The 24524-nt window shown below is 57.8% G+C and carries 22 protein-coding genes, 1 other RNA gene and 1 pseudogene; 11 read left to right on the top strand and 13 right to left on the bottom strand.

The features are described 5' to 3' along the window. Nucleotides 1-112 precede the first annotated feature (112 nt). Nucleotides 113-1212, top strand: a protein-coding gene (locus NANH_RS0106510) for an IS3 family transposase (protein WP_245601412.1) whose coding sequence is annotated in 2 segments (ribosomal slippage) — nt 113-362 and nt 362-1212 — 1101 coding nt in all. Because the reading frame shifts where the segments join, the coding sequence is not laid out codon by codon here. A 92-nt stretch (nt 1213-1304) separates the two neighbouring features. Here the strand turns inward: NANH_RS0106510 and NANH_RS0106505 are convergent. Next, entirely contained in the window at nt 1305-3218 is a 1914-nt protein-coding gene (locus tag NANH_RS0106505) for a hypothetical protein (protein ID WP_139236569.1), read from the bottom strand. Between the two features lie 1334 nt (nt 3219-4552). Between NANH_RS0106505 and NANH_RS0106500 the strand changes: the two genes are divergently transcribed. The 6 genes and pseudogenes from NANH_RS0106500 (at nt 4553) to NANH_RS0106475 (ending at nt 10258) form a co-directional block, all read left to right on the top strand. Next, nucleotides 4553-4984: a hypothetical protein gene (locus NANH_RS0106500; RefSeq protein ID WP_027261289.1), complete on the top strand. Its 432-nt coding sequence runs from the start codon at nt 4553-4555 to the stop codon at nt 4982-4984. 15 nt (nt 4985-4999) lie between these two features. Next, nucleotides 5000-6121, top strand: a complete 1122-nt coding sequence (gene prfB, locus NANH_RS0106495) for a peptide chain release factor 2 (RefSeq protein ID WP_027261288.1) — start codon at nt 5000-5002, stop codon at nt 6119-6121. A gap of 96 nt (nt 6122-6217) precedes the next feature. Further along, nucleotides 6218-7303 carry a calcium-binding protein gene (locus tag NANH_RS0106490; protein ID WP_081710433.1) on the top strand — a complete coding sequence of 362 codons (1086 nt, stop codon included), beginning with the start codon at nt 6218-6220 and terminating at the stop codon, nt 7301-7303. Then, entirely contained in the window at nt 7245-7982 is a 738-nt protein-coding gene (locus tag NANH_RS25675; RefSeq protein ID WP_161631364.1) for a calcium-binding protein, read from the top strand. Before NANH_RS0106490 ends, NANH_RS25675 begins: the two co-directional genes overlap by 59 nt. A 77-nt stretch (nt 7983-8059) precedes the next feature. Next, nucleotides 8060-9456, top strand: a pseudogene (locus NANH_RS25670) (amidase). Nucleotides 9457-9481: 25 nt separating this feature from the next. Continuing rightward, complete coding sequence (locus NANH_RS0106475) at nt 9482-10258, top strand: DUF2189 domain-containing protein (RefSeq protein WP_027261286.1); 777 nt, start codon at nt 9482-9484, stop codon at nt 10256-10258. A gap of 44 nt (nt 10259-10302) precedes the next feature. On the opposite strand, the gene NANH_RS0106470 is transcribed toward NANH_RS0106475, so the two are convergent. The 8 genes from NANH_RS0106470 to fumC form a co-directional block, all read right to left on the bottom strand. Next, nucleotides 10303-10518: a hypothetical protein gene (locus NANH_RS0106470; RefSeq protein ID WP_027261285.1), complete on the bottom strand. Its 216-nt coding sequence runs from the start codon at nt 10516-10518 to the stop codon at nt 10303-10305. Continuing rightward, nucleotides 10515-11675 (bottom strand): aromatic ring-hydroxylating oxygenase subunit alpha, encoded by a 1161-nt coding sequence (locus NANH_RS0106465; RefSeq protein WP_027261284.1) that lies wholly within the window; start codon nt 11673-11675, stop codon nt 10515-10517. Before NANH_RS0106465 ends, NANH_RS0106470 begins: the two co-directional genes overlap by 4 nt. Before the next feature lie 111 nt (nt 11676-11786). Continuing rightward, entirely contained in the window at nt 11787-12584 is a 798-nt protein-coding gene (locus NANH_RS0106460) for a helix-turn-helix domain-containing protein (RefSeq protein WP_027261283.1), read from the bottom strand. A 541-nt stretch (nt 12585-13125) separates the two neighbouring features. Continuing rightward, nucleotides 13126-13686, bottom strand: coding sequence for an acetolactate synthase small subunit (ilvN, locus tag NANH_RS0106455; RefSeq protein ID WP_027261282.1), 561 nt, complete (start codon nt 13684-13686; stop codon nt 13126-13128). A 70-nt stretch (nt 13687-13756) separates the two neighbouring features. Next, the gene (locus tag NANH_RS0106450) at nt 13757-15508 is read right to left on the bottom strand and encodes an acetolactate synthase 3 large subunit (protein WP_027261281.1); all 1752 of its coding nucleotides are present in this window, start codon (nt 15506-15508) and stop codon (nt 13757-13759) included. A gap of 926 nt (nt 15509-16434) precedes the next feature. Then, entirely contained in the window at nt 16435-16653 is a 219-nt protein-coding gene (locus NANH_RS0106445; protein ID WP_027261280.1) for a ribbon-helix-helix domain-containing protein, read from the bottom strand. After that, nucleotides 16650-16826 (bottom strand): DUF4169 family protein, encoded by a 177-nt coding sequence (locus NANH_RS0106440; RefSeq protein ID WP_027261279.1) that lies wholly within the window; start codon nt 16824-16826, stop codon nt 16650-16652. Before NANH_RS0106440 ends, NANH_RS0106445 begins: the two co-directional genes overlap by 4 nt. Continuing rightward, complete coding sequence (gene fumC, locus NANH_RS0106435) at nt 16826-18217, bottom strand: class II fumarate hydratase (protein WP_027261278.1); 1392 nt, start codon at nt 18215-18217, stop codon at nt 16826-16828. Before fumC ends, NANH_RS0106440 begins: the two co-directional genes overlap by 1 nt. Before the next feature lie 207 nt (nt 18218-18424). Between fumC and NANH_RS0106430 the strand changes: the two genes are divergently transcribed. Then, nucleotides 18425-18991: a hypothetical protein gene (locus tag NANH_RS0106430; protein WP_027261277.1), complete on the top strand. Its 567-nt coding sequence runs from the start codon at nt 18425-18427 to the stop codon at nt 18989-18991. 63 nt (nt 18992-19054) lie between these two features. Here the strand turns inward: NANH_RS0106430 and NANH_RS0106425 are convergent, their stop codons facing one another. The 4 genes from NANH_RS0106425 to NANH_RS0106415 all read right to left on the bottom strand — a co-directional run bounded on the left by NANH_RS0106425 (nt 19055) and on the right by NANH_RS0106415 (nt 21994). After that, complete coding sequence (locus NANH_RS0106425; RefSeq protein ID WP_027261276.1) at nt 19055-19525, bottom strand: SspB family protein; 471 nt, start codon at nt 19523-19525, stop codon at nt 19055-19057. Between the two features lie 750 nt (nt 19526-20275). Next, nucleotides 20276-20707 (bottom strand): ester cyclase, encoded by a 432-nt coding sequence (locus NANH_RS0106420; RefSeq protein WP_027261275.1) that lies wholly within the window; start codon nt 20705-20707, stop codon nt 20276-20278. Between the two features lie 78 nt (nt 20708-20785). Then, nucleotides 20786-21131: a transfer-messenger RNA gene (gene ssrA / locus NANH_RS27830) on the bottom strand. A 131-nt stretch (nt 21132-21262) separates the two neighbouring features. Beyond that, entirely contained in the window at nt 21263-21994 is a 732-nt protein-coding gene (locus tag NANH_RS0106415) for a FadR/GntR family transcriptional regulator (RefSeq protein WP_027261274.1), read from the bottom strand. A 328-nt stretch (nt 21995-22322) separates the two neighbouring features. Between NANH_RS0106415 and NANH_RS25665 the strand changes: the two genes are divergently transcribed. From NANH_RS25665 to NANH_RS0106400, 3 genes are read left to right on the top strand one after another with little or no spacing between them, the layout of a single operon-like run. Next, nucleotides 22323-22865, top strand: a complete 543-nt coding sequence (locus tag NANH_RS25665; protein ID WP_081710544.1) for a DUF1326 domain-containing protein — start codon at nt 22323-22325, stop codon at nt 22863-22865. Beyond that, nucleotides 22852-23361 carry a DinB family protein gene (locus NANH_RS0106405; protein ID WP_027261273.1) on the top strand — a complete coding sequence of 170 codons (510 nt, stop codon included), beginning with the start codon at nt 22852-22854 and terminating at the stop codon, nt 23359-23361. Before NANH_RS25665 ends, NANH_RS0106405 begins: the two co-directional genes overlap by 14 nt. Further along, a complete protein-coding gene (locus NANH_RS0106400; RefSeq protein WP_027261272.1) occupies nt 23358-24467 on the top strand; it encodes a dimethylsulfoniopropionate demethylase in 1110 nt (369 codons plus the stop codon). The genes NANH_RS0106405 and NANH_RS0106400 overlap by 4 nt, the downstream gene beginning before the upstream one ends. Nucleotides 24468-24524: the final 57 nt, after the last annotated feature.

Below are 24524 nucleotides of genomic sequence, written 5' to 3'. Positions count from 1 at the left end.
GTCGGTTCTTCCTAAATCCGATCAACCAGATGCCGGGGCTGAACCCCTGACCTGAGACCTTAAACCTCCTCCACTTTTGAGTAGGATCTGTCCCAAGCATTGGAGACGGAATATGAAGAAGTCACGATTTTCAGAAGAGCAGATCATCGGGATGATCAAAGAGCAGGAGGGCGGTGTCCCAACGGCTGAGGTGTGCCGCAAGCATGGCATCAGCACAGCGTCGTTCTACAAATACAAATCGAAGTTCGGCGGAATGGACGTGTCCGATGCCCGCAAGCTGAAGGCGCTTGAGGATGAGAACGGCAAGCTGAAGAAGCTGCTGGCAGAACAGATGCTGGATAACGCCATGCTGAAGGATGTGAACTCAAAAAAATGGTGACGCCCGCGGCAAAGCGGAAAGCGGTGGTTCATCTTTGTGATCAGCACGGGGTGAGCCAGCGGCGGGCGTGCGATGTGTTGGACGTGGATCGGTCGAGTGTGCGGTATCGCAGCATCCGACCAGATGATGCTGACCTGCGCAAAGCCATGAAGGATGTGGCTGCTGAACGTCGGCGCTTCGGTTACAGGCGCATACACATCATGCTGGAGCGTCAAGGCATCTACATGAACCAGAAGAAGCTGCGGCGTTTGTATCGCGAAGAAGGGCTCCAGGTGCGTAAGCGTGGTGGCCGGAAACGCGCCCTGGGCACGCGCCGCCCGATGATCGTGCCAGAGACCATCAATGAGCGTTGGAGCCTGGATTTCGTTTCGGACGCGTTCACAGATGGACGCAGGTTCCGCGTTCTGGCGATGGTAGATGATTTTAGCCGTGAATGTTTGGCTCTTGTTCCGGATACATCGCTGTCGGGCGCGCGGCTGACGCGTGAATTGGACGCTATCATTCAGGTGCGCGGAATGCCGAAGACAATTGTCAGCGACAACGGGACCGAAATGACCAGTTCAGCGGTTTTGAAATGGTGCCAGAAAACAAAGATCGACTGGCATTACATCGCTCCAGGAAAGCCAACACAGCGCGCTTTCATCGAGAGTTTCAACGGCAGTTTCCGCGATGAGTGCTTGAACGAGACGCTGTTCTCGTCCCTCGCAGACGCCAGATCAGAGATCAAAAAATGGAAGGAGGATTACAACCGAAACCGGCCGCATTCGTCGCTGGCAAATCTCACGCCGAACGAGTTCGCAGACAAAATGACGTTGCAAAAGCAGGCCGCATGAGGCCAGAAAACAAAACCCGGATTCTCCCAAAGGCTGGAGGAGAGATGGGTCTCAGGTCACCCCCAATGCCAAGGCGTGGCAAGACATTTCCATCATGCACTATCTGGGCGCTTTGGCACGGGTTCGAAAAAGGCCGCGGATCCGGATTTCAGCATTTTCATTTCTTCAGCGACGGCTTTGCGCAACTGGGCATTGACCGCCACACCGTATGCCTTGAACAAGGCAGATAGTTGGTTCAACGAAGATACTCCAAACATTTCCCGAATTTCATTGATCGCGAAAGCCTGTATCTGTTCGGCTTCGAGTTTTGCGGTTTCGATCGGGTCGCCGGTGTCTTTTACTTCGATCTTGATCGCGCCCTTACGCAGCGCCAGAAGCCCATCAGCGGTCTTGGATTTGAGTGCGGAAACCGGCGTCGTGATGCCCGGTACATTCGGGTCAAAGGCTATTTCGTCCGGCAGCGCCTCTTTTGCCTTTTGTTTCAACAAGACGGCTGCATCGAACAGCCGATCCATATACTTTGAACATCTGTAAAACCCTGAACCGGGAAGGTCTTCCTCGGCGTAATGTTTGAGATCCTTGACCAGATCGCCAAGCTGTTCATTGAAGGATTGAAGACAGGAATGCAGACTCAGCCCGTCGCGTCGTTTCTTGCGTTCTTCTTCAACGATCTTCTTGAACGCGCCTTCGGGCATTTCTTCCCATTTCGGGTAGTCTTTCTTAATATCGCTTTCTACCGCCTGCGTGGCCTCTACAATATGTTTGAAGGGGCCCTCGGCGTGATACGCTTCATTTGCAAAGAACACCGCGTCGGCAAATAGATCCTTTGCCCGGGCGATCTTGCCATTCAGTTTTTCCTGAATCCCGGGATCGGGAGGTGTGCCGAGACTTTTCTGCAACTCGTCTATTTCCGCCTGCAGCAGGCGAACGTTTTCGGTCGCGGTGACGTAGATTTCATTATTGACCTCAAGCAGCACCTTTTCGAATTTGTGCCCTTCCAGAGCGTGGGCCGCGTCCAGCAGTTTCTTTGCGGAAGCGGCGTCACTGCCTTGGTCGGCAGCCGCCAGCGCGTCGACCACCATTTTCAGTGCCTCCCGCTCGTCGTCGCCCAAGGTTTCCTTTAGAGTCAGCATGTCACGGGTTTTGATCAGTATCTCCTGTTGCGCCATCTGATAGCGCACATCGGCCTCTTCGAACTGGTTGCGGGTGGAAGCGATGTCTTCGGGGGTGGCATCGTCCCTTTTCATCTGAGCCAGAATGTTCTGTGTAAATGTTTCGTATTCTTCCCAGCTCATGAACCTGCGCTGCTTCATCAACGCGCCGACATCCTGACCTGAACGCCCCATGGCGGCCATGGCCTTTTCACCGGGATCCTTCGGAAATTCTGCGATGGCGTGCCGGGCAGGCGCCGAGGCATAGAGGTTGGTGTCAAACAACATTCCGGGTTGGGTTTTGAAATCCGATTGGAATGTCGCGTTGAAATCCTTGACGATCTCGTGATCGTCGGCTTTGCCGCCATGTTTCATTACCGAGATATCATAATCCGATTCCAGATTTGTCGAACCGACGGCAACCCAGCCGGTTTTTTCGCCGTCCAGATCGTGTTTCTTTTCCAGTTTGCGCATCAGGCCGTCTACAGTGCGTTTGCGGAACATCCAAAGCTGCCACATGGCATTGGTACCATCGGTTTCCGTGCTCTTGAAGATCTCTGATACCCTGTCCAGAAAGTCCTGGGTCTTATATACTTTCTTTAGTTCAAACCAGTTATTGTGATACTCGGCAAAGATCTTTCTGCAGACATCGTCATTATAGCGCAGCTTTGGAAGCTCTTGTTTTTCGAACGAGACTTTTTCGATTTTTCCAGAGAACTTCGGAAGATTTTCTTCGTAGGCATCACGAAGCGTGCTGAGGGGGAATTTTTCGACCGTGTCCGGCGACAGGCCGACTGCGTTCATTTCGGCCACCAATCTGGCCCGTTCGTTTTCCAATTGCTCAAGCTTTTCCAACAGCGCCTTGCCTGTCAATTTCTCGGCTTTCGAGATCGCATCGGGCCATTCCTGTGTTTCCTTGATCTTCGCCCTTTCGCTCAGCTCGTTCTTGATCTCGGCGATCCCTGCCGTCACGGTTTCTCCCATGCGGCCAAGCCGGCGATCGGCCGTTGACAACAATCCGCCGGGCATGTTGTCCCGATCCCGATCTATCATCTTTCGATAAATCCCCAGATCGCGCTCCAGCCATTTGAGATTGAGATAGCGATCCCGCGGCTCCATGGTCTCGAGCTTTTTCAATCGCTCCTGCCATTTGCTGTAGGCCTTGGCAAAGACGGTAGCCGTGTCGACAGCCGAAGCGTTGATATCATATTCGTTTGTTTCGCTTTGGATGCGCTGGACTTCGTCCTCGACTGCCTTGTGGATGGATTGAAGCTTCCGTTCAGAAGCTGAAAGCATCGACGGCGGAATGAGCGCGCGATCCCGATCCACCAGTGCGGACAATGTTGTGATCTCGCGCCCAAGACGCTCAAGATCACGAAATTGGTCGTTGGGAGCCTTTGACGGCAATTGCGACAGCCGGTCCTGCCACTGGCGAAAGGATCGGGCCAGGGCTTCTACAGTTGCCAATGCGGATCGGTCGACACCAAGATCGGTTGTCCCGGTTTCCGGGCGGTCAGGTGCGTCGGTTTCCTTGACCGGGTTTAAGACATAGGTTTCAAGAAATTCTTGCTGGGTTGCATTCAATACTGAGTCATTCATCGAGAATACCTCTACATTATTGTATTTTGAGAACCTGGAGCGCTACGGTGTCGTTCAATTCTTCTCGACTGAAATCTCTTTTGTGCGTTTCCGCCGCCCGCGCGGCAGTGTTGCGCAAATCGTTATAAGGCGGGACTCCGCTTTACCCCTGACGGGTTTATCCTAGGGCAACAGTCTCTGGTATGCCAAGCGTTGCGACACTATCGGTGATCGCGGCGCGGACCGGACAGTTTCACGCAATGCATTCTTGTCTCAGCGCGGCTTCGGCGGTGGGCTCGGGTCAGGCGTCGCAACAACACAGGCTCAGATACCTTGAAATTCCAAGGGCTTCGCTTTGCGCCCTGATACCGGGCGAGTCCGGGTTCCACCGCATTTCGATTTCGCGGGGGATAAGAGCACGAGTTCTGCGGGCGGCAAGTGGACCGTGGCATTTGCGGGTATCGAAACCGCCTGAGACAAAGCCTCTGCGCAGCGCCTCACACCGGTCGCCCGGCGACCTTGACGCGCCCAGTTTTATTTATCGTGGCCACGGTGGCAAGGCCGTGAAGGTTTTAATCCGCGCTGCCCGGCGCGCAGATGGGAATGATTTCATGCACGGCGGAGGAAACGACACTTTTCGCGGTGACGATGGTGCCGATGCTTTGCGTGGCGGCGATGGAACTGGCGTGTCGCGCAGAGGCACTGGCAACGACGTTCTCTTCGACGGGGCCGCAGTTTTTGTCTTTGACGTCAATCCAGACAAGATCAATCTGTCGAAGCGGTCCGGCCTGAACAATTTTTCCCAGGTGCAGGCCGCGATGTTCGACTTTGGCGGCGGCACCGTGACCGGATCGGGTGGACATTCGCTGCAATTGATCGACGCCACCGTCGCTGGACTGGACGCAAACGGCTTTGTTTTCGGGTCCGCGTCAGGCCCGCAAAGAAGACCGGCCCCGTCCAGGGCCGGTTTTTTTGCTGTCTGCGATCAGCCCACCGCTTGCCGCCCCTGCGGTGCTGGTCTATCACCTGCATTCACAGAATGAACCGCAGGGACCGCCATGCGCGCCGAGATCCAGAACGCAGTTGCCGAAATCGAGAAATCCCTGGACCTGTTGGCTCAGCGGATGGACTGGGAAACGGCATCGCACCGGTTGGAGGAATTCAATGCCCGTGTCGAGGATCCAAACCTGTGGGATGATCCCGACGCGGCGCAAAAACTGATGCGCGACCGTCAGATGCTGGTGGATGCGATGGAGACCTACAGTTCGATCAAGCAGGACATGTCCGACAATGTCGAGATGATCGAATTGGGCGAGATGGAAGACGACGTCGAAGTTGTGACCGACGCCGAAAACGCTCTCAAGGCGCTGGCAGTGAAGGCGGCCCAAAAAGAGCTTGAGGCGCTGCTGGACGGAGAGGCCGACAGCAACGACACTTTCCTTGAGATCAACGCCGGGGCAGGCGGCACCGAAAGCTGTGACTGGGCCAGCATGCTGGCGCGGATGTATGTCCGCTGGGCCGAGAAAAAGGGTTACAAGGTCGACCTGCAATCCGAAAGTGCCGGGGATGAGGCCGGGATCAAATCCGCGACCTACAAGATTAGCGGCCAGAACGCGTATGGCTGGCTGAAATCGGAAAGCGGCGTGCACCGGCTGGTGCGGATCAGCCCGTTTGATTCCGCAGCCAAGCGACACACGTCTTTCTGTTCGGTCTGGGTCTATCCGGTGGTCGACGACAATATCGAAATCGAGGTGAACCCGTCCGACATCCGCATCGATACCTATCGCAGTTCCGGTGCCGGCGGGCAGCACGTCAACACCACGGATTCCGCTGTCCGCATTACCCACCATCCGACCGGGATCGTGGTGACAAGTTCCGAGAAATCCCAGCACCAGAACCGTGATATCGCCATGAAGGCGCTGAAATCGCGGCTGTATCAGATGGAACTGGACCGCCGCAACATGGCCATCAACGAAGCGCACGAAAGCAAGGGAGACGCGGGTTGGGGCAACCAGATCCGGTCCTATGTTCTGCAGCCCTATCAGATGGTGAAAGACCTGCGCACCAATCATGAAACCAGCGATACCAAGGGTGTTCTGGACGGCGATCTGGACGGCTTTATGGCCGCCACGCTGGCGCTGGACGTTTCGGGCAAGTCGCGCGCCGAAGCTCAGGGCTGATCTAGCCCGAGTAGGCTAGCCCATCAGGGCGAGACGCTGATCAGCATCATTGTGCTATTCTCTGTCCATTCTCATTAACGAGTGGAGGGACGGAAAATGGCCACCAAATTACATAATATTACAGTTGACGGCATCAATGACATACCCAGACTGTCCGGAACATCGGTTCGCACATGGAGCGGAACTCCGCCCGATATCACTCGTATGGATATCTACAGCGAGTATCTTGCGGGGCCCGACGACCTGGTTGCAACGGCAGATCTGACCGGCTCGAACTGGGCGATCAGGTATTTCCGCATCGCAGGCGATAAACATCACACGACCATCACCGATTTGAACGATGACCCGGGGCGCAGGATCGAAATGCTGGTGCTGGGGCTGAACTCGGATGTCGATCTGATTTCGACACGGGTTGATCACATGGTTGGGTGGGACGGCGACAGCCACGATGTGCAACTTGGGTCAGGTTACACGAGTTCTGTGCAACTGGATGCAGAGACAAACAACGTCCGAACCGGCAGTGGAGATATCGGCTCGATCAGGACCAGTGGAACCAGCACCATTGAAATCGGCGATGTCTGGGTCGGATCCGTGAGAACCGGAAATGGCGATGACACGATCACCACGGGATCGAAGTTTGCCGAATTCATTGGCACCAGCAAAGGCAACGATACCGTGAACATCGGATCGGGTGGCGGGCTGGTCTGGCTGGGCTCGGGGGATGACATCATACGGATCAGCGAAATGGAACAGGACGGCGGCGTGTCCGTCAACGGATCCTCAGGACAGGACACGCTGGACTTTTCATCGTTCAGCCAGGGGATCAGCTTCGATCTGAACAATCACGGCTGGCAGGATGTCGCGCCCGCCACGAACGGTGCATTGGGGTACGTGTCCCAGTTAGGCATGGAAAACCTGATCGGCAGCCATAAGGACGACACCCTGACCGGCGACCAGGGCGACAACGTGTTGCGGGGCAAGAAGGGCTTTGACACGTTGAGCGGGCAGGATGGCCATGACGTTTTGCGTGGCGATGACGGCAATGACACGATCCATGGCGGCGCTGGAAACGACCGGATCTTTGGCGGCAATCAGTACGACATCCTGCATGGCGGCGATGGCAATGACGTGGTTTGGGGGGGGCAATGGCAAGGACAAGGCGTTTCTGGGCAGTGGCAATGATGTGTTCCATGACAATGGCCAGAACGACGCCAATGGGTCCGACATGGTGCGGGGAGGCAACGGAAATGACAAGATCAATGGTGGTGGCGGTGCCGATGAATTCCACGGCGAGGCCGGGAACGATCTGATCTGGGGCGGCATCGGCGACGACAGGATTTACGGCGGCACCCATTCCGACACCATCTGGGGCGGCGACGGCAACGACCGGGTCTGGGGCGGCTACGGAAAGGACAAGGTCTATCTGGGCAACGGCGACGATATCTTTTTCGACAACGGCCAGAACGACGCCAACGGAGCGGATCTGGTCTGGGGCGGCAACGGCAACGACACATTCAACGGTGGCGGCGGTGCGGACGTGTTTCGCGGCGAGGCCGGCAACGATGTGATCCGTGGCGGCAACGGCAATGATACCTTGGTCGGTGGCACAGGAAACGATGCGCTGATCGGGGGCAACGGGGCCGATACTTTTGTCTTTGGCAATGGTGGCGGCACCGACAGGGTGCAAGATTACGAGCTTGGATTGGATACGCTGCGGCTTTTGGGTCATACCGGTGGCTTTGCGGATTTGACAATTGTCAATCAGGGAGCGGATCTGCGGGTGGACTATGATGGCGGTGTGATCCTGTTGGTCGGGTCGGCGGGGGTCACACTGACGGCGTCGGAGTTCGATTTTGCCTGATCGGGCGGCATTCGGGGCTTGCCTGGCACGGAACTGGGACTAGGCTGGCGGCAATCAATACACAGGATTGAGCCGCGATGCTATTGAGCCAACGTCCCGCAACCCAGCTTGCTGCCGATCTGGCAAGCGGTGCCGTTTCAGCCGTCGAATTGATGCAGGCGACGCTGGATCGGATCGATCAGGTCAATGGGCAGGTCAACGCCATCGTTGGACTGCGGGATTCAGAGGGCTTGTTGGCCCAAGCGCAGGCATTCGATGCAGGCCCCAATCGCGGTCCGCTGCATGGCCTGCCGATTGCGGTCAAGGATTTGATGGATGTGGCTGGCATTGTATCCAGCCACGGATCGCCATCGCTTGCAAGCAACGTGCCGGAACAGGACGATCTGGTCGCGGCGCGGATGCGGGCGGCGGGTGCTATCCTGATCGGCAAGACCAACACGCCCGAATTCGGTTTGGGCAGTCATACGTTCAACCCGGTCTATGGGGTGACCCGCAACCCCTATGACGTGACCCGCAGTTGTGGTGGATCTTCCGGTGGCGCGGCTGTTGCGCTGGCTGCCGGATGACGGCGCTGGCGGATGGCTCGGACATGATGGGCAGCCTGCGCAATCCGGCGGCCTGGAACAACGTTTACGGGTTCCGGCCCAGTTGGGGACGCATACCGTCCGAAGCCAGGGGCGATACGTTCCTGCACCAGCTCGCGACACTGGGGCCGATGGCGCGCAGCCCCGAAGATATCGCATTGTTGCTGGACGTGATGTCCGGACCCGATCTTCGGCAGCCACATGGTTTTGCGGCAGCGCCGGTTTCCCCTCTGCGGGCCGCCGACCCAAAGGGGCTGCGCATTGGCTGGTTGGGGGATTGGGATGGCGCTTTGCCCATGGAAGAGGGCATCCTGGACAATTCCAAGGCCGCGCTTTCGGTGTTTGAAACACTGGGTTGTATCGTCGAACCGGTTGTCGCCCCGTTTTCCGCCGAAGCCATCTGGCAAAGCTGGATCGACCTGCGATCGTGGCAGGTTGCGGGCGGGCTTGCGCATTTGCTGCAGCAAGATGCGCCGCTCAAGGACAGTGCCCTGTGGGAGATCGAACGCGGCCTGAGCCTGTCGGCGGAAGACGTACACAAGGCCAGCGTGATCCGGTCGGACTGGTTTCAGGTTGCGGCAAAGCTGTTTGAAAAATACGATGCGTTGGTTTTGCCTTCGGCCCAGGTCTGGCCCTTCGATGCCGAGTTGCCGTACCCGACCAGCATCAATGGGCACGCGATGGATACCTATCACCGCTGGATGCAGGTGGTTATTCCGGTCAGCCTGATCGGTCTGCCTGCGCTGGCCGTGCCGACCGGGTTCGGGGCGCAGGGACTGCCGATGGGAGTGCAGATTTTTGGCCCACGCGATAGCGACGCGGCGTTGCTGCGACTGGGTGCAGCGTATCACGCCGCAACGGGCTGGCCGCAAAAACACCCGGCCATGTAACCGTGTGCCTGGGAGGAGGCGAATGATGGCAGAGCAGAAACACGGCGCGCCCGCGCTGAGCCCCATGACTGGGGACATCCTGCGCACGGCTCTGGCGCGGGGGTGGCAGGATTTTCGGCGCGCGCCGGTGTATGGGCTGATCTTTGCTGGCTTTTACGTGCTGGGGGGATGGCTGATGGCCTGGATCACGGCATGGACCGGGACGACCTTTTGGCTGGTATTGGCCGCGATCGGATTTCCGCTGATTGGTCCCTTTGCCGCAGTCGGCCTGTATGAGGTTTCGCGGCGGCTGGAGCAGGGTGTACCGTTGGACTGGCGCGGGATCTTTGGGGTGGTGTTACACCAGGGACGGCGTCAGTTGCCGTCAATCTGTGCCATAATCATCGTGGTATTCCTGTGGTGGTTCTTTATCGGTCACATGATCTTTGCGCTGTTCATGGGGCTGTCGACGATGACTAATATCTCATCTTCGTTCGATGTTTTTCTGACCCTGAACGGTCTGACGATGTTGGCTGTGGGCACCCTGGTGGGGGCAATGTTCGCGTTGCTGTTGTACATGATTACGGTGCTCTCTCTGCCGCTGCTGCTGGACCGTGAGGTTGATTTTGTCACCGCAATGATCACAAGTTTCAAATATGTGATGGCCAACCCGGTCCCGATGATGGCCTGGGCGTTCTGTCTGGCTCTCCTGACGTTTGCCGCCCTGATCCCCTGGTTCGCCGGACTTTTTCTTGTGCTGCCGCTGCTTGGCCATGCCAGCTGGCATGTCTATGATCAGATAAGGGTCGATTCAGCCTGTTAGAGCACTCTTCGTTTTACTGGCAAAACAACTGAACGCGACATGTCCTACTCCCGTTCCCGTCCGCTGGCCACCAGCCGCGCACGCAAGGCCGGGGCCGATGGATGGTTCAGTTCCAGCGCATAAACATAGGCATGGGTCAAATAGAACGCTGCCGCGTCCGGATTGGACACGTTATCAGCAGCTTCGGCATATAACCCAACCAGAGCGGCCCGATCGCGCGCGCCATGGGCATCCAGCAGCCGTGCGCCCAGGTCGCTCATTCGGCGGCGCAGGCTGCCGAGCGATGATCCTGTATCTTTGAGGCCACCCAATCGTGAAACAGATGGGTCGGGCCATCCATCGCGGGCGAGAAACGACCACCATCGAACCCGGGTGCCCGGCGACCGCGCTGCATGCCTTCGACCACAAAGATGTCTTCCTCGAAAACGGTTTTCCACTGCTGCGCATTTCGTGCGCGCAGGCCTTCGTCGGTTGCGGGCTGTGGGTAATAAAGATGCACGTGTTCGACTGTGTAGTCCGGCGCATCAGGCACCAGAATGATGGCAAAGGCATGGTCCCGATGAACGCCCAGCAATACGTTGGGATAGGCTGCAATATACTCGGCGGCAGTGTTCCACTTGGAGTTCAGCCCTTCGAAATCGGGAAATACCTCGCCGTTCTCGTTGGTGATCTGGCGATAGACCAGAGTGCCCTGACCGGAATATTCGCCTGGCTTTTCTATATGATAGTGATCTTCCAGCCTGGAATAGCTGTTCAGACCGGGATGCACCCAAGGCAAGTGATAGCTTTCGCAATAGTTCTCGACCGCCAGTTTCCAGTTACAATTCACGTCCAGCTGGAACCGGCTTTCCGGGCCGCCGTGGAACAGGGGTTTGTCGAACTCGGCCCATCGCGCCAGTAGGTCCGACATGGCGTCGGCAAAGTCCGCCGCGTCGCCTGAGACATTGATCCAGACGACATCAAACCAGACATGGCTGCGCACCTCGATCAAGCCCAGCGTGGCGCGGTCGATGCCGACATGGGCGTTTTGTCCCGGCCCACCCACATGCGGGGTACTGACCAGGTGCCCTTCGGTTGAATAGCACCAGCTGTGATAGGGGCAGCGGATCGCACCCTCGATCTTGCGTGGGGCATCGACCAGGATCATACCGCGGTGGCGGCAGGTGTTCTGGAACACGCGCACGATGCCCTGCTTGTCCCGAATCAAAAGCAGTGGCATGCCCAGGAACGTCATTGGCACAGCATCGCCCGGTTCGGGCACTTCCGAAGCCGTCGCCAAACCGGCCCATTGGTTGAACAGCAGCGCTTGCTTTTCTTCTTCAAAAACCGCGGCATCAATGTAGTGCGGGTTGGGCAGGCCCTGAGCGCTGTCGATCGGACGGCGAACGGTGGACAGATCGGTTAGATTAGGGGGCATGGCACTCTCCGCAGGTCTTTCGCTTTTCTGTTCCCAAATGTGGGCCATGTCCGCTCCTTGAGCGACGAAAGTTTTCTCACCGCGACATCACCGGCCCAATTTCCGATTCCGTCAGCGAAAGGGCTGGTCAGTTTGCAACAATCGGCGGTGAAACGGCAGTAACTCTTCCTTGGTCTTGAAGCCGGTCTTGCGGGCGGCATCCAGAACGCCCGCCCATTGATCGCCGAGATGTTCGTAGACCATGCGGGTCACACGCTCTGTATCAGCGTTCTCCCGAACGGCGCGGCTGACGAAGCCGACCCAGAAATTGTTCTCGAACGAGGCCACGCGGGCAAGGTAGTTGAAAGAACTGGTCATTGCCTTGCGGCGCGAAATCATCAGCGCGACACCGTCTTCGTGGCGGATGGCATACCCGCGAAATTCCCGCGCCCGCGCTTCCACGGGTTGGCCCTGTTGGCGCATTGCTTCACGCGCCTCGTAACCACGTACATAGGTGTGCCTTGCGCTGCGAAACACATAAACAAGGCCGACCAGAAATCGGGTGTTGTCGGTAAAGCTGCGGCGTGAGAACCGGAAAAACCCGTTTGGGAAATCCTCTTGCGGAATGGCGTTGACCCCTGCGCCAACAAACTCCGCCAGAACCGGGCCGTGCAAAACCGAATCCGCAAGGCCCAGGCCGCCGACCGGTTCCAGCAGGATACGCGCATCCACGTCAAAAAAGGTGCAGATCCGGTCCAGAACATCCGGGCGTGGAAAGCTTTCGCCAGAAAGGTAACGATTAAATTGGGTCCGGTTAATGCCCAGACGGCGCGACAGCTCCGAGATTGAAGGGTACTGGCGGGATAGCAAACGCAAATTTGCGCCGAACATGTTGCGCAGCTCTATCGGGGATTTGGCCGGTTTTGACATAGCCCCTCAGGGCCTCCTAAAGGTTCGAATGGCGCTTCCCAGAATCCGCTTTTGACAAGGTCGTATCCTGCAAGTGAGCCGTAAAATATGATGCTGATTAGCATCAATTATATTGCCAATCTGTTTCATAAAGCTACGCTTTCGGGCACAAAATGCAAGAGACTGGCACCTGCTATTTATGGTGCGTTCGCGAGGTTTTGTTTCAGAGTCGAATTAATGGGAAGGACGGGCAGTGAATGTTCGGTGCGGCGCCGTGGAGCACGACCAAGCACAATGAGGCCGTGATATGGGGCAGGGATCAAGGGGACCTGGCCCATTATCGGCGTCCGGAGTGGACCCAAGGCGTCAGGTTGTAGGTGAGAGATTGAATTCCACCTTTGTCCTGCGTGCATCTGCGGTTGGTGCAGAACCGGGAATCGGTGCCCGCAGACCCTGAATCCGGGCCGGCGTGACACCTGCTTTGCTTGCCTGCTATCGCGTATACACCTGCGCGCCGCATCGAGAACTTGCGCTCCGCGCGTTTACTTCGACAGCGCCTGAGTCAGTCGCCGCGCAACAGGGCCGCCACGCCGGTCCTGGCCACTTCAACCAGGCCAAGAGGGCGCATCAAATCGGCAAATGCGTCGATCTTGTCGGGTGCGCCGGTGATTTCAAAGACAAAGCTGCCCAGGGTGCTATCCACCACGCTGGCGCGGAAAATGTCGGCCAGGCGCAGCGCCTCGACCCGCTTGTCGCCTTCGCCAACCACTTTCAGCATTGCCAGTTCGCGCTCAACCGATGCGCCTTCGACGGTCAGATCATGCACTTCGTGGACCGGAACGATACGGCCCAGTTGCGCCTTGATCTGCTCGATCACCTGGGGCGTGCCGGTGGTGACGATGGTGATGCGGGACAGATGACCGGTGTGATCGACTTCGGCCACCGTCAGGCTTTCGATGTTATAACCGCGCCCCGCGAAAAGTCCGATCACACGGGCCAACACGCCCGGTTCGTTTTCGACCAGGACCGCCAGCGTGTGACGTTCGTCTACGTCCGAAAATGTCGGACGTAGATTATAGGCCGAGTGCTTGGAGGCACCTTTTTTGATGTGTAGGGCAGACATGTTGTCCCTTCCTTTGATCGCAACGTCGGGAAAATCCGTGGTTTCCCGGTAAATTTTTGCGGGAAAATTCTTATACCAGAACCGCGCCACCGGCCTGGATCACACCTTGGGTTTCCGCTTCGCCCAGCAGCATCTCGTTATGCGCCTTGCCTGAGGGAATCATCGGGAAGCAATTCTCGTGCTTCTCGACCAGGCAATCAAAGATCACCGGTCCATCGTGGTTGATCATCTCCATGATCGCGTCATCCAGATCCGCCGGATCCTTGCAAATGATGCCTTTTGCGCCAAAGGCTTCGGCCAGTTTGACAAAGTCAGGCAGCGCCTCGGACCAGGAATGGGAATAGCGTTCGCCGTGCAACAATTCCTGCCATTGGCGCACCATGCCCAAACGCTCGTTGTTCAGGATGAATTGTTTGACTGGCAGTCGATATTGCACCGCGGTTCCCATTTCCTGCATGTTCATCAACCAGCTGGCCTCGCCTGCGACGTTGATGACCAGGCTTTCGGGATGCGCCATCTGCACCCCGATCGAGGCAGGAAACCCATAACCCATCGTGCCCAGCCCGCCGGACGTCATCCAGCGGTTGGGGTCCTCAAAGTTCAGATACTGCGCGGCCCACATCTGGTGCTGTCCGACTTCGGTGCAGATATAGCGGTCATGGCCTTTGGTCAGCGCCTCAAGACGCGCCAGCGCATGCTGCGGCTTGATCGAGTTTTCGTTGGCGGTAAAGGCCAGGCAATCGACCTTGCGCCAAGTATCAATCTTCATGTGCCATTTCGCAATGGCTTCGGCCTGGGTCTTGCGGCCGCGCGATTTCCATACCTTGAGCAGGTCTTCGAGCACATGCGCCACGTCGCCGACGATTGGTATGTCGGCCTTGATTACCTTGTTGATCGAGCTGGGGTCGATGTCGATATGCGCCCGGGTCGATTTCGGGCTGAAGGCATCGATACGCCCTGTGATCCGGTCGTCGAACCGTGCGCCGATGTTGATCAGAAGATCGCAATCGTGCATCGCCAGATTGGCTTCGTACAACCCATGCATGCCCAACATGCCCAGCCAGTTCTTGCCGCTGGCCGGATAGGCCCCCAGTCCCATCAGTGTCGAGGTGATCGGAAAGCCAGTGGCGTCCACCAGTTCACGCAACAGCTGGCTGGCGGCGGGACCAGAGTTGATCACGCCTCCGCCGGTATAGAAGATCGGGCGCTTGGCCTTTTCCATCGCCGCAACCAGTTCAGTGATTTCCTCGATGTCGCCTTTGACCTGCGGCTGATAATGCGACGCCGTCGTGGAGGGTTTTAAATAGGTGCCAGTGGCGAATTGTACATCCTTGGGAATGTCCACCAAGACCGGACCCGGACGGCCCGACGTTGCCACGTGAAACGCCTCGTGGATGGTGGTGGACAGCTTGTCGGTGTCTTTGACCAGCCAGTTGTGCTTGGTGCAAGGGCGGGTGATGCCGACGGTATCGGCCTCCTGAAAGGCGTCCGAGCCGATCATGAAGGTTGGAACCTGGCCGGTGAACACAACAATTGGGATGCTGTCCATCAGCGCATCCGTCAATCCGGTGACCGCGTTGGTCGCGCCGGGTCCGGAAGTCACAAGAACGACTCCGGGCTTTCCGGTCGAGCGGGCATAACCTTCGGCAGCATGAACCGCGCCCTGTTCGTGACGCACCAGAATATGGCGGATTTCGTTCTGCTGAAAAATCTCGTCGTAAATGGGCAGTACGGCACCGCCGGGATATCCGAATACCGTGTCGACGCCCTGATCCCTCAGTGCTTGCACCAACATCTTTGCTCCGGTCATTTCACGTGTCATCTGCTTTGCTCCATCCGCGACAGCGTCTTGCGCATAAAAAAGCCCCCGGTTTGACGGGGGCGCATGGGTCTTGATATGGTTTACCGTTACCGGCCCATGCGCTTGTTTCCCGAAATTACGACTAGGGTCGTCATACCCAAGGCTCCTTGAATGCTGGGCGGACATTATGGGCGGAGGAAAGGGGCGTCAACCGGCAATGTGGGTGAAAATGTGATCCGTTGAAGGCTATTTTTGAAACTTTCTTACGTTTGGCGGGCCTTGGGTGGAATATCAGCCAAAAAAATACTCGGCGGGCGGGCGCAACCCTGTTGTCGTTGGTCGTTTGCCCCCTGCACGAGATCAAAAACGCCTGACCTTGCCTAAGGATCGCGCCAGAGGGCCGCGCGTTCATAGCGCCTTTCGATATCGTTTTGAGACGTATCTGCAGCCTTGATGTGGGCTCTGTAGCCCAGTGGAGGGGGTACATTTGACAGATGTCGCCGATGGCCTTGGACACTGAAGTGAATGAACCCACGCCGATGCATTGGCGATGGGCTTTGCGCTTTTTTTTTTAGAAGGCTCGTACGCCCGGGTCGATGTTCGGCGAGTATGGCGGCTGATAAAGGAACCGGCAGCCGTGCTTCTCGCGCGCGTCGGCGGTTGCTTTATTGCGATGGTGCGACCAGTGCATTGTATTGTGTACAAAGCTTGGGCGTTTCAAGAGTCGAGCAACAACAGAACGCCCCCAGATAGGCGCGCAAAGCGCCTTCGATACGGGGGCTGGCATCTATGATCCTGTCAATTGGAGCGACCTAAAAAGAACCTTGCTAGACTCCTGCCGCTTCAAAATTTTGTCGAACGGCTTTACGGGGAAATAGCGAATACTCCTGAAATGGGGATCCTTTGGATGAGACCGGGGTGCAGGGCCGTGCAGAAGTCAAATCGCGCTAAGTTTGCCGCAACCGGGCCAATACGAAGAGGCGAATTGCAGAGGCTAAGCCGGTATCGCTGCCGCGTTCGGCGTCGATTTGGGCTGCCAGGGCATTGATGGGTTGCTCGTCTTGTGCGGCGATTTCGCAGAAGGCACTCCAGAATTCATCCTCCAGGGACACCGAGGTGCGGTGTCCGTGCAGGGTCAGCGATCGTTTCTTGGGCCGCCTGCTCATGTCTCGCCCTTGTGGGCGTCCAGGTCGCGGCGGGCCTTGTCCTTGCGGGCGCGGTCCAGGTCCCGCTCGGCCTTGCCGCGCCCGAATTTCACACTGTTCGTGTCGGCGCGGGCCTTGCTTTCGGCCCGCTCCTTTGCCTTTCGAAACCGGTTCAGATTGACCGGTTCTGCCATTACCTGGGTCCGACCATCAGTTCGGGACGCACCACACGGTCAAAGGTTTCTTCATCGACATAGCCAAGCGCAATGGCCTCATGCTTAAGCGTGGTTCCGTTCTTGTGCGCAGTCTTGGCGACCTTGGTGGCGTTGTCATAGCCGATCTCGGGGGCCAATGCGGTGACCAGCATCAGGGATTCGCGCATCAGTTTCTCGATCCGAACTTCATCGGCGCGAAGCCCCGCGACCAGGTTGTCGGTGAACGCGCTCGCCGCATCGCCCAGAAGCTGCATCGATTGCAACACGTTATAGGCCATCATCGGCTTGTAGACGTTCAGTTCGAAATGACCCTGGCTGCCGGCAAAACCGACTGCGGCATCATTGCCCATCACTTGGGCGCAAACCTGGGTCAGTGCCTCGCACTGGGTCGGGTTGACCTTGCCGGGCATGATCGAACTGCCGGGCTCGTTTTCCGGCAGAATCAGTTCGCCAAGGCCGCAGCGCGGCCCCGACCCCAACAGGCGGATGTCGTTGGCGATCTTGAACAGGCTGACGGCAACAACGCGCAGCGCACCGGAGATCTCGACCATGGCGTCATGTGCGGCCAGGGCTTCGAATTTGTTGGGGGCGGTGACAAAGGGCAGGGTGGTGATTTCGGCCATGTTGGCGGCGACCTGTTTGTCCCAGCCAGGCTGGGTGTTCAGCCCGGTGCCCACGGCTGTGCCGCCCTGTGCCAGCTCGTAAATCCGACCCAGGGCATCCCTGACCCGTTGGATGCCCATCGCGACCTGATGAGTATAGCCGGAAAACTCCTGGCTGAGGGTCAGGGGGGTTGCGTCCTGTGTATGGGTGCGGCCGATCTTGATGATGCCGTCGAATTCGTCGACTTTGGATTGCAGGGCGGCATGCAGCTTTTCCAGTCCCGGCAGCAGCACGTCACGTGCGCTCATCGCCGCCGAGATGTGCATCGCGGTGGGGAAGGTGTCGTTCGAGGATTGCCCCATGTTGCAGTGGTCGTTCGGATGCACCGGATTTTTCGATCCGATCACCCCGCCCAGGATTTCAATGGCGCGGTTGGCGATCACCTCGTTGGCGTTCATGTTGGACTGGGTGCCCGATCCGGTCTGCCAGACCACGAGCGGGAAATTATCGTCGAACTTGCCTTCGATCACCTCGCCCGCTGCCTGTATAATGGCATCGGCCAGACGTGCGTCCAGTTTCCCGTTGGCCTTGTTCGCCTGCGCGCAGGCTTTCTTGATCACGCCAAGGGCGCGAACGATGGCCACCGGCTGCTTTTCCCATCCGATTGGAAAGTTCAGAATCGAGCGCTGGGTCTGTGCGCCCCAATACTTGTCGGCTGGAACGTCAAGCGGGCCAAAACTGTCGGTTTCGGTGCGGGTATTGGACATCTGGTCACTCCGTCAGGTCTGCGGTTGCGCGCGGTTTAACTGCCGTGGGGGCAGGGTGCAATCGGCCAGTTGCGCGCAGTCCCGTCTGACAGGTGGTCAAATCCCGCGCATTGCGGATTTGCCACGTTGTTCTTAACCCGTCAGCCTGTAAGGTGAAGGTCGGGCTGGCGGCCCGTGACACAACAGGAAAAACTGACAGGAAGTGACGTGCACCCTATCTGCCCATTGTCGGTAACCGGCCTCCGCCGCGTTTTATTTGGCGCGTTGATCTTTCTTTTCGGGTTGAATGTGCAGGCCGCGCTGGCCGATATTCAGCGGTTCGTTGGCAGTTATTCCGGATCGGCCGAGATGGTTGAATCCGATGGCACCATTTCGCCGCGCGACTTGAGCGTGACGATCCGCGAGACCCAAAAGGGGTTCTCGGTGCAATGGACGACCCTGACCCACAAAGCGAAAGGGGAGACCAAGGAAAGCACCTATGATATTGATTTTGTGCCCAGTGAACGGGCGGGCGTCTTTGCGGCAGCCATGAAAAAAAATGTCTTCGGCCACGCGGTCCAGTTGGACCCGATGAAGGGAGAGCCCTATGTCTGGGCCCGGATCACCGGAGATACGCTGACTATCTATTCGCTTTTTGTCGATGCCGATGGCGGCTATGAGTTGCAACAGTTCGACCGGACCCTGTCACAGGATGGGCTGGACTTGCAATTCAACCGGATCAGTGACGGAAAACACCAACGCACGATCGAAGCTTACTTGAAAAAACTCGACTAAGTTGTTGGTTCTTGGTCCAAACAGGGGGGCTTGCGTCGAAAATTAGCGCATCGCCCCTGCTGTTCATTTGCGGAAACTGTCAAGCGACACGACCTCGGCGTCCGGCTTGGACGATGTTGGTTCGTCTTCTTCGACGTGATCTGTATTGATGGCTGCCGGAACCGGGGCTTCGTCGTCGTCCTCGGCGGATTCGAACCGCAGGCCAAACTCGACGGATGGATCGACAAAGGTCTTGATCGCATCATAGGGAATATACAGAGGTTCGGGCGCGTCTCCGAAATTCAACGTGATAGAAAACCCGTCCTCTGCCACCACCAGATTGTCGAACCAGTGTTGTATGACCACGGTCATTTCCCCCGGGTACCTGTCGGCCAACCAATCGGCCAATTCTGCATCGGCATGTGAGGTGTCAAAGGTGATAAAGAAATGATGCGCGCCAGGCAAGCCGTGGTCGGCCACGTCCTGCAGCACGGTCTTGATAAGACCGCGCATTGCAGTGTGCATCAGGTTTCCATAGTCAATTTCACGGGACATCGTGTTTCCCCAGATACGGTTGGATTCAGCATGGAGGGATTCGATCAGAAACAAAACCCTGCAACAACCAGAATTTGTTTCATACCAAATAGGTGCGGGCTCTCAGCGCCGCCATCACTGACAATGCGGGCACCATCCCAAAGCGCGGACCTACGACCGGAATTAGGGCGATCCCGGCTAGCCCAACGCCTGTGAGGCAGGCTGCTGAGGTTTGGCTGCGGCAAAGATATCGGTCGAAATGTGCGGGTTTGCACTGTGCGGAACAGAAAATGCATCGTGAACCGCAGGTGCGTGGCCCTTGGCTCGGGCAGCGCCAGGAGCAAAGGGGCGCAGAAAACTCTGTATTCTGCGCCAGGCGCATTTCTTGGCCGGGGGCTGTGCATCAGCGCATTTTGCGCCGCGGGTCCGCCTAAGAGCAACATTCGAATTTACCCGAATGCGTGTGCCAGTTTCCTGATATCCGGTGGTGTCATGGGATAGGTGCCGAGTGTCCGGATCGCCTCAGGGCGCAGTTCAAGCCTTGGGTCAACATCGACGCTGCCCCGATCAGATGGCTTGGCCTTGACGGCGGGAAGATCGGAAAATTGGCCTGCGGGTCGCCGTTTTGAGCATGTCTTCCGCTTCAGGGTAAACATGCGGACGTTGACCGTGGTGTGGCGGGGCGTTCGTGGGGGATGTGGCCACAAGGCACCCTTGGATATCCGACTATGCCATTTGCTGGTGCCCCGGCTTGGGGATCCGATTCGGACCTCAGGCCCAAGCCAGCCGTTGACCGGTCATGCAGATCGGGAGGGTATCGGGCGGCAATTGGCCCAGCTGTTCGAACAGCGAGACATAGTCGAATTGATTGTACGCTTCGACCAGCTTGTCGCCTTCGAAACGTGCCATGGTCTGACCGGTCACTTCCACCGGTGCGCCATTGTCCGCACGCGAGGTGCGGGCCTTGATGATGCCAGCAGCCCATTCGCCATTTTCGATCACGATGGGCATATCGATATCGATTTCGCCCAAAAGGTTGCGGACGGCAAAGACAAGTTCTCGAAACTCGTCAGGGCCAAAACTCATTTCGGGTATGATGCCGCCCGCTTCGGCGTTGGCCGAAAAGTAGAGATCAATGGCGTCAAGATTGTTCTTGACCCAAACATCTTCGTAGAACTTTCGTAGCAAGTCGGCTTTGTTCATCGGTATCTCCATCGTTAAGACAGAGGATGCGCCCCAAGCGTGAACAAATTCTCAACTCAAGCGCAAACTTTACGGGAAAGTGCAGGCTTCTGTTGCCAGGTGCCTGCGAACCCCGCCTTGCGCTGCTAGGCGCAAGGGCTTAAGTTTCGGTTTGGTTACTGCTTACGCAGCAACGGCAACCGGAGCACGATTGTCATTTGCAATTGTACTTTTCGGGCCGATACGGTGGCACCCCGCCGAGACAAAGCTAACCCCTTTAGACGTTCGTCGATCCTATTTCGGCCCCATGATCCCCAAATGAAGGATGGTGGTGGAGCCGCCGGGTACCGCCCCCGGGTCCGATCCGCTTATGACGAGCGCGTTTATGTCCATAGTCCCGAAGGACAAATGCAATATAGGCGGCTGCTGCTGCGTTTGCAATCGCCGCAGCGTGTTGCGATCAATTTTCTGGCAAGGTTAAAATCGGGACATTCGTTGTAGGGCCGCCGCCGGGGCAGGTCGAGGTCATCCCCTTGCGAAGAGCGCTGTGGCGGGACCGGACCCAACTGCATTGGATCATTGTCCGGCCGAGCGGAGGACAAAGACACTGTGCGCAAGTTTGAGAGTTTCGGCTTCGAGCGCGGAAAGTCTCTCGCTTGCGGCAACCCCGTCGCGTTCATCAATCGCGTCTGCGATGGCGACGTGCAATGCAACGATGGCATCGCGGGATCGGGCGGTGAACGTAATCATGTTCATCAACGGTTGCATGGCTTCGACCGCGCCGACCAATTGATAGGACAGCACCGGGTTGCCAGCACCATCCACAAGCGCACGATGAAAGGCGACGTCGCTGGCGCAGAATGCCTCGTCGGTCAGCCCCGATTGGGATTGGCGGTGGATTTCGGCGCGCATGGTGGCAAGGTGATCGCGGCTGCGCCGCTGCGCGGCCAGCGGCACGCAGGCCCGCTCCATCGCATAACGCGCCTCGCAGGCGGTTTCGAAACTGATTGCATTCATCGACAGCAGCAATGTCGACGTGGTAATTTGCTGCGCATAGGCATCCGGATAGCTGAGCCGATTGACAAAGGCTCCGCCGGTGGCACCGCGCTGAGTGCGGATGAGCGATTGCGCCGCCAACCGTTTCAGGGCCTCGCGCACCGTCGGGCGCGAAACGGCAAATTGATCCGCCAGTTCCGCTTCCGAGGGCAGACGCTCGTCCACGATCAGATCCCCTTGCATAATTGCGTCGCGAATTGCGCCCGCAATCTGTGCTGACAGGTCGGCGGTGCTCTTGGGGTCAATTTTCATCGGGTTCACTTTTTATTTGTCTGACATTTAAAAGTCTGACATTTAAAACGCAAGAGGTTGAGTCGCCGGAGGAGACATGTTCGCAGATCGGATCCGATCCATGGCGGCACTGCATTGGCGGACCATGTTCGGCATGATCTTTGTGGCATGTGTCGTTTTTACTTGGTGTCCGTGCCTGTGGATCTGCGGGCCGCCAGAGAGATCTATGGCAGCGCGTTCCGGGCGGGTCTGTGTACACTGACGCCGGATGCCGCCGGGTGGCCTCGCTGGTCGCTTCCGGTTTGACGACGATAAAATTGATCTGACTGGACATATGGAGGAAATGCCCATGGCCTTGGATGAAATGGCGATTGGAACCGTTCCCCGGACGCTAAAGGATGAATTGATTCTGAACTGCAATTGTACGGTATTCTGCCCATGCGTGGTCCGTCTGGGCAAGCATCCACCCACGGAAGGGCATCGCCAGACATGGGGCGGCGTACGCCTCGACAGCGGCGCGTATGGAGGCCTTGATCTGAGCGGTTTGAACACTGGCCCGATGATCGAGATCCCCGGCATTATGGGGCGCGGCAACTGGAAGGTCGCGTTATTGATCGATGACCGCTCCAGCGACGAACAATACGATGCGCTGGTCACCCTCTTCAGCGGCACCGCCAAGGGATCCACCGGATTGATCGAGATTCTGGCGCGCGAGAGTCCGGGCCATGAGCGTCAGCCGGCCAGTTATGAACCCGAGGGAAAGTCCCGCCACATCACGGTTGGCCGTAAGATTCAGGGTGTCGTCACCCCGGTCGGCGGATCGGATGCTGACAAGGATATGGTGATTATCAACACGCCATACTGGATGGGGCCAAGCAATGATCACGCGTGAATATTGCAGGGTGATGGCGCGATACAATGCGTGGCAGAACCGGCAATTGTCGGTTCTTCTGCAAGCAGTGGACCCCGAAGAGTTGACCCGGGATCGCAAGGCGTTTTTCGGCTCGATCCTGGGAACGTTGAACCATTTGTTGTGGGGCGATCTGGCATGGATGTCGCGCTTTGATGGGGGGGCTGCTCCGGGTGGCGGAATTGCCGACAGTCCCAGCCTGTGCCCTACGCTGGGTGCGTGGGATGCCAAACGGTTTCGCACGGACGGTCGCATCCGCCTGTGGGCTGACGCGCTGGACAGTATCGCTCTGCAGGGTGACCTGAGCTGGTATTCGGGGTCGATGGGTCAACAGGTTTCCCGACCTTTGGCGCTGTGCGTTACTCATATGTTCAACCACCAGACCCACCATCGGGGGCAGGTTCATGCGATGATGACCGCCGCTGGCCTGAACGCCCCGGTCACGGACCTTGTGTTTTTGCCGGAGGAGAACGAATGAACGCCCCGCTGATTGCCCTGTCGCGCCGCCTGCGCCGAACGCCTTTTTCCGACGGAGTCGAGGCTGCTGGCGTCAAGGCCTTTACGGTCTACAACCACATGCTGTTGCCGACCGTCTTTCGCAGTGTGCAGGAAGACTATCGTCATCTGAAAGAGGCGGTACAGGTCTGGGACGTTGCCTGTGAACGCCAGGTGGAATTGCGCGGACCGGATGCGGCGCGTCTGATGCAGATGCTGACGCCGCGCGATCTGCGGGGCATGACGCCAGGGCAATGTTCCTATGTCCCCATCGTAGATGAAACCGGCGGGATGCTGAACGATCCGGTGGCGGTCAAGCTGGCCGAGGATCGGTGGTGGATTTCGATTGCGGACAGCGATTTGCTGTACTGGGTGCGGGCCACGGCCATTGGCTGGCGGCTGGACGTCTTGGTGGACGAGCCGGATGTCTCGCCATTGGCGGTACAGGGTCCGAAGGCGGACGATCTGATGGCGCATGTTTTTGGGGATCGGGTGCGCGATCTCCGCTTCTTCCGGTTCGGGGTCTTTGATTTCCAGGGCCGTGACATGGTGATTGCGCGCTCGGGGTATTCCAAGCAGGGCGGGTTCGAGATCTATGTCGAGGGCAGCGATATCGGCATGCCCCTCTGGAACACGCTTATGGAGGCGGGCAAGAGCATGGATGTGCATGCGGGGTGTCCCAATCTGATCGAGCGGATTGAGGGCGGGTTGCTGAGCTATGGCAATGACATGACCGATGACAACACGCCGCACGAATGCGGGCTGGGCCGGTTTTGCAACACACATACGGCGATTGGCTGCATCGGCCGGGACGCGCTGTTGCGGGTTGCCAAGGAAGGCCCCGTCCAGCAAATCCGTGCGATTTCCATCGACGGGCCGCCGGTGCCGAACTGTGACCGTTGGTGGCCGATCATGGCCAATGACACGCAGGTGGGGCGGATCAGTTCCGCGGCCTGGAGCCCGGATTTTGAAACCAACGTTGCCGTGGGGATGGTGCGCATGACGCACTGGGATCCGGGAACTGAGATCATGGTGAACGTGCCAGGGGGGCCGCATCGCGCGACGGTGCAAGAACGGTTCTGGGCCTAGCGCCAAAAGGTCCGGCGCATCCGGTGGGATGCCCTCAGCTACACAGATAACGGTCGG

The organism is Sedimentitalea nanhaiensis DSM 24252, from assembly GCF_000473225.1.
GTDB classification, from domain to species: domain Bacteria; phylum Pseudomonadota; class Alphaproteobacteria; order Rhodobacterales; family Rhodobacteraceae; genus Sedimentitalea; species Sedimentitalea nanhaiensis.
Note: the sequence above shows the minus strand (reverse complement) of the source record. Positions and strands in the feature narration are given on the sequence as shown.